At 74.4% G+C, this 5,284-nt stretch carries 6 protein-coding genes; 1 reads left to right on the forward strand and 5 read right to left on the reverse strand.

What is annotated here, in order from left to right:
• Positions 1-49: 49 nt before the first annotated feature.
• From ACFCX4_RS34430 to ACFCX4_RS34450, 5 genes are all read right to left on the reverse strand, one after another.
• Entirely contained in the window at positions 50-1,063 is a 1,014-nt protein-coding gene (locus tag ACFCX4_RS34430) for a lysophospholipid acyltransferase family protein (protein ID WP_376151111.1), read from the reverse strand.
• A 64-nt stretch (positions 1,064-1,127) separates the two neighbouring features.
• Positions 1,128-2,243, reverse strand: a complete 1,116-nt coding sequence (locus tag ACFCX4_RS34435; RefSeq protein WP_376151113.1) for an NAD-dependent epimerase/dehydratase family protein — start codon at positions 2,241-2,243, stop codon at positions 1,128-1,130.
• Between the two features lie 149 nt (positions 2,244-2,392).
• Positions 2,393-2,491, reverse strand: coding sequence for a 30S ribosomal protein bS22 (locus ACFCX4_RS34440; RefSeq protein ID WP_003948845.1), 99 nt, complete (start codon positions 2,489-2,491; stop codon positions 2,393-2,395).
• 190 nt (positions 2,492-2,681) lie between these two features.
• Positions 2,682-2,891, reverse strand: a complete 210-nt coding sequence (locus ACFCX4_RS34445) for a helix-turn-helix domain-containing protein (protein ID WP_045937940.1) — start codon at positions 2,889-2,891, stop codon at positions 2,682-2,684.
• Positions 2,892-3,142: 251 nt separating this feature from the next.
• On the reverse strand, positions 3,143-4,339 hold the full coding sequence (locus ACFCX4_RS34450; protein ID WP_376151115.1) for an acetoin utilization protein AcuC: 1,197 nt from the start codon (positions 4,337-4,339) through the stop codon (positions 3,143-3,145).
• Between the two features lie 419 nt (positions 4,340-4,758).
• Between ACFCX4_RS34450 and ACFCX4_RS34455 the strand changes: the two genes are divergently transcribed.
• Positions 4,759-5,121 (forward strand): peptidoglycan-binding protein, encoded by a 363-nt coding sequence (locus tag ACFCX4_RS34455; RefSeq protein WP_376151117.1) that lies wholly within the window; start codon positions 4,759-4,761, stop codon positions 5,119-5,121.
• Positions 5,122-5,284: the final 163 nt, after the last annotated feature.

The following is a 5,284-nucleotide window of genomic DNA, read 5'->3' on the forward strand; positions in this document are numbered from 1 at the left end:
GCGCACATCCCGTCCGCCGGGGCCCGCCCGCGTTCGCCTCCCGGACGACCTAGAAGAACACCGAACGCCGCTGCACCAGCAGCTGGTAGAGGGTGTGCTGGATGGTCTCGCGCACCTCGTCGGCCAGGTCGAAGACCAGCATCGGGTCGTCCGCGGCCTCCACCGGGTGCCGGTCGGTCGCGATCGGCTCGCCGAACTCGATGATCCACTTGGTCGGCAGCGGCACCGCCCCCAGCGGCCCCAGCCACGGGAAGGTCGGCGTGACCGGCACGTACGGCAGGCCCAGCAGCCGCGCCAGCGTCCTGAAGTTGCCGATCATCGGGTAGGTCTCCTCGGCCCCGACGATCGAGCACGGCACGATCGGCACCCGGGCCCGCAGCGCCGAGGAGACGAAACCGCCCCGGCCGAACCGCTGCAGCTTGTACCGCTCGGAGAAGGGCTTGCCGATCCCCTTGAAGCCCTCCGGCCAGACCCCGACCAGCTCGCCGCGCTCCAGCAGCGCCCGGGCGTCCTCGTTGCAGGCCAGGGTGTGCCCGGCCTTGCGGGCCAGCTCGTTGACCCCCGGCAGCACGAACACCAGGTCGGCGGCGAGCATCCGCAGGTGCCGGTTGCGGGGGTGGTGGTCGTGTATCACCACCTGGGTCATCAGGGCGTCCAACGGGATCGTCCCGGAGTGGTTGGCGACGATCAGCGCGCCGCCCTCGGCCGGGATGTTCCCGATCCCGCGCACCTCGACCCGGAAGTACTTCTCCGCCAGCGGCCGCAGCAGCCCCAGCAGCACCTCCTCGGTGAGCTCCTGGTCGAAGCCGAACTCGTCCACCTCGTAGTCGCCGGTGATCCGGCGGCGCAGGAAGGCCAGGCCGTCGGCGGCGCGGTCCTCCCAGCCCTTGCCGAACGCCCTGGTCGCGGCGGCGCCGAGCGGCCCGGCCAGCGCGCCGCCGACGGCTCCGGCGACCCGGTCGGCCAGGCCCGGCCCGGCGGCCGGCGGCTCGGTCCAGCTGGGGGCGGACTCGATCGGGATGACCTTCGCCTCGCCCGGCGCGTTCTCGGCGGCGGCACTCATGCGGGTTCAGCTCCTGGGTCGGTGCGGGCGGTGCGGGTCGGTGCCACCGGGCCGGGCGGCGGCGTCAGTACGGCCGGTACGGCGGTCCGGAGCCGTCCGGGACGCCGGTGCGGCGGCCGGGGGCCGGACCGAGCAGCGCGGCCAGGCCGTCGGTGACGGCGGTCAGCCGCGCCGGCGGCAGCAGGCCCGGGGACTGCGCGGCGGCGAAGTCCGCGAAGGCCTCCGGGGTGGTGAACGCCGGGCGGTAGCCGAAGGTCTCGCGCAGCCGCGCGGTGTCGACCACCCGGCCGTGGGTGAGCAGCCGCAGCTGTTCGGGCGAGACGTCCACCAGCCGGGTCTGCCGGGCCAGCCCGGCCATCCAGCTGACCGCGGGCAGCAGCAGGGGCAGGGTCGGCCGGCCCAGCCGACGGGCGCACTGCGAGAGCAGCAGCACCCCCTCCCCCGCGACGTTGAGGGTGCCGGTGTTGACCGTGCCCGGCTCGGCCGGGAAGGAGGCCCGGCAGAGCACCTCGGTCACGTCGTCCTCGTGCACGAACTGCAGCCGGGGGTCGTAGCCGAGGACGGTGGGCAGTACCGGCAGCGCGAAGTACTCGCTCAGCGGGGTGTCGGCGCCGGGGCCGACGATGTTGGCGAACCGCAGCACGGTGACCGCGACGTCCGGGCGGCGCCGGGCGAACCCGCGGACGTAGCCCTCCACCTCGACGGCGTCCTTGGCGAAGCCGCCGCCCGGCAGCACCTTCGGCTGGGTCCGTTCGGTGAACACCGCCGGGTCGCGCGGCGCCGAGCCGTAGACGCCGGTGGTCGACTTCACCACCAGCCGCCGCACGCCCGGGGCCTTCTGGCAGGCGCCGAGCAGCTGCATGGTGCCGATCACGTTGGACTCCTTCACCGCGGAGCGGTTCGTGGAGCCCAGTCCGGTGGCGCTGACCGCGAGGTGCACCACGGTGTCGGCGCCGTGCTCGGCGATCACCCGCGCCACGGCGGGGCGGCGCAGGTCGAGCTGCTGGAAGCGGTAGGGCGCGGCGGGCCCGTCCGGCTCCGCGAGCGCGCGCAGGGCCGGGCGGGGCGGCTGGACGTCCACGCCGACGACCAGGTCGACCCCGGGTCTGCGGCGCAGCTCGGCGGCGAAGCGGGCGCCGAGGTGGCGTGCCACGCCGGTGACGAGCACGACCGTTCCCACAGCGCTGCACCCCATTCCTCGGCCCGGGCGACCTGCGTGCACCGTACCGCGCCGCCGCGGCGGGCCGGGAAACGACACCGCCCGCCCGGGCCGTGGGGCCTGGGCGGGCGGTGCGAAGCGCTGGGCGCGCGAGGCGCGGCCGGGGACGCTTACTTCTTGTTGCGACGCTGGACGCGCGTGCGCTTGAGAAGCTTGCGGTGCTTCTTCTTGGCCATACGCTTGCGACGCTTCTTGATGACAGAGCCCACGGAACAACCCTCGCTCACTGAGACTCTCGCCCGTGAGAGACGGAGTCCATACGACTGACGGAGGGCCTAGCCTACCTTCCACTTGCCCAGGGCCGTAATCGCGGCCCCCGGACCGGGCGAACGCCCGGCGAATCCGGGGCGAACGGATACGGGGCCCGCCGTGACGGACCCCGTACCCGGCCGGCCCGCCCTACGCGCTTTCGAGCCGCACGTAGGACTCCTTGAGGTACTCGTGCACTGCCTGCTGGGGCACCCGGAACGAGCGGCCGACCCGGATGGCGGGCAGCTCACCGCTGTGCACCAACCGGTAGACCGTCATCTTGGAGACCCGCATGACCGCGGCCACCTCGGCCACGGTCAGGAAGACGACGTCCTGCAAGGGGCGTTCGCCGGAACTCATGACCATCACCCGACCCTTACCCGTGTGCAAGGCACCGGCTTCCCCTCCGGTGACTCCACCGGCACACGTGTATCCCCAGAGTAGTTATGGGTGGTACCAGTGGGAAGAGGGAGAAGCGCAGTCCTCTGACGGTGAGGGATAAGCCCGTTGCAGTACGTAGCCGATCGGCGGTCTGCACTAGTCGGCGTGCGCACGGAACGCGACCGGGCACCAGGTCTCCACAAGCGGCGGGGCCGGTTCGGCCGCCCGGGTCAGGGCATCAGGCCGTGGTGCGGCAGGACGGCGCGGCGGGTGGCCAGGATCGCCTGGTCGAGGCGGTCCGCCGGATCGTAACCCGCGTCGAAGTCGCGCCAGACCGGCCGGGCGCCGTCGGTCATCCGCAGCGGGGCCGGACGGCGGGTGCGCCGGTAGACCTCGGCGCGCCAGGACTCCGGGGTCTCGGTGGCCGGGTCGACGGGGCGGCCGGCGGCGGTGGCGACCAGGTGGGTCCAGGTCCGCGGGACGACGTCGACGACGGCGTAGCCGCCTCCGCCGAGGGCGATCCAGCGGCCGTCGGTGTGCTCGTGGGCCAGCGCGTGCAGCTCCTGGGCGATGGCGCGCTGGGCGTCCACGGTGACGGCGAGGTGGGCGAGCGGGTCCTCCAGGTGGGTGTCGGCGCCGTGCTGGGTGACCATCACCTGGGGGCGGAAGGCGGCGAGCAGTTCGGGCACCAGGGCGTGGAAGGCGCGCAGCCAGCCGGCGTCGCCGGTGCCGGCCGGCAGCGGGAGGTTGACGGCGGTGCCCCCGGCGGCGGGGCCGCCGGTCTCGGTGGCCCAGCCGGTCTGCGGGAAGAGGGTGGCGGGGTGCTCGTGCAGGGAGACGGTGAGCACCCGGGGGTCGTCCCAGAAGGCCTGCTGGACGCCGTCGCCGTGGTGGACGTCGACGTCGACGTAGGCGATCCGCTCGGCGCCGAGTTCCAGCAGCCGGGCGATGGCGAGGGCCGGGTCGTTGTAGATGCAGAAGCCGGAGGCGCGGTCGGGCATGGCGTGGTGCAGGCCGCCGGCGAAGTTGACGGCGTGCGGGGTCTCGCCGCGCCAGACCGCCTCGGCGGCGGCGACGGACTGGCCGGCGATCAGCGCGGAGGCGGAGTGGACGGCGGGGAAGGACCAGTTGTCGTCGGTGCCGAGGCCGTGCCGGGTGTCCTGCCGTTCGGGGTGGGCGGCCGCGTACTTGACCGCCTCGACGTACTCGGCGGTGTGGACCAGCCGGAGGGTGGACTCCCCGGCGGGCGGTGCGGCCCTGACGGTGACACCCGGTCCGGCGGCGAGGCCGAGGTCCTCGACCAGGCGCATGGTGAGGGCCAGCCGGGTCGGATCCATCGGGTGGCCTGGGCCGAAGTCGTAGGCGGTGACCGCCTCGTCCCAGAAAAGGTGCAGGCCGCAGGAGGTGTCACGCTCGGCTTCGGGCATGGCGTCCACCGTAGTGGGTGGGGGCCGCGCGGCCGGGCAACGGGTCCTTGAACGCCGGTGGTACGGACGTCGGCCCCGGGTCGCCGCCCCGGCGGCCGGAGCGGGTGCGGCCGGGACGGACGCGGGGGCCGGCACCGCACCTCACTACCGGCCGGTACGGCGGTCGGCGGCGGGAGCGCGGGCGCGGACGGCCGGTCCGGGGAGGGGGTGTGCGCGTGAGACACCGCGCGGGCGGTTCGCGCCCGACCTGCGGCGTCGCCTCCGGGCCCGTCTCAGATCGGTGCGTGGGACGCGCTTGAGACGTCTCAGCCCTTGGTCACCACGGCGCCGACCAGCAGAGTCGTCGCCGGGCCCGGCAACACGCCGGACCCACCGACCGTGTGCCGGACCCGGCGCACGCTCACAGGGAGGGAACCCACATGCGCAAGATCATCACCGGTCTCGCGATCGCCGGCCTCGTGTTCGCCGGCGGCGTCTCCACCGCGACCACCGCCTCCGCCGCGAGCGCCGGCCAGCCGTGCTCCGAGTGGAGCACCGCCGAGCCGCTGCTGCGGGCCGGCGCCACCGGCGACGCGGTGCGCGAGCTGCAGTGCGAGCTCAACCGCGCCATCCACCCGGACCGCGGCTACAAGCTGATCGCCGACGGCGTCTTCGGCCAGGCCACGCTGCGCGCCGTCTACTACTTCCAGAACTGTGTGCACATCCAGGTCGACGGCGAGGTCGGCCCGAACACCTGGTCGAAGCTGGACTACTGGAACGTGCAGCCGAACTACGCCTGCTGATCCACCGGGCGGTACCGGGGGGGGGGGGGCCCGCCCGGGGGGGTACGGGGGGGCGGGGGGGTGGGGGGGGGGTGCCGGCCGCAGGGTGGGCGGCGGTGCCGTACCCGCCGCCGCCGTACGCGTCGCCGTCGCCGGTACCGGGGTACCCGGCCTCCTGGTGTCC

The organism is Kitasatospora sp. NPDC056327 (assembly GCF_042261735.1).
In the GTDB taxonomy this organism is placed as follows: Bacteria; Actinomycetota; Actinomycetes; order Streptomycetales; family Streptomycetaceae; genus Kitasatospora.

Coding starts and splice junctions, on each gene's coding strand:
- ACFCX4_RS34430 (WP_376151111.1), bottom strand. CDS start 1,063: ATGAGTGCCGCCGCCGAGAACGCGCCGGGCGAGGCGAAGGTCATCCCG.
- ACFCX4_RS34445 (WP_045937940.1), bottom strand. CDS start 2,891: ATGAGTTCCGGCGAACGCCCCTTGCAGGACGTCGTCTTCCTGACCGTG.
- ACFCX4_RS34450 (WP_376151115.1), bottom strand. CDS start 4,339: ATGCCCGAAGCCGAGCGTGACACCTCCTGCGGCCTGCACCTTTTCTGG.
- ACFCX4_RS34455 (WP_376151117.1), top strand. CDS start 4,759: ATGCGCAAGATCATCACCGGTCTCGCGATCGCCGGCCTCGTGTTCGCC.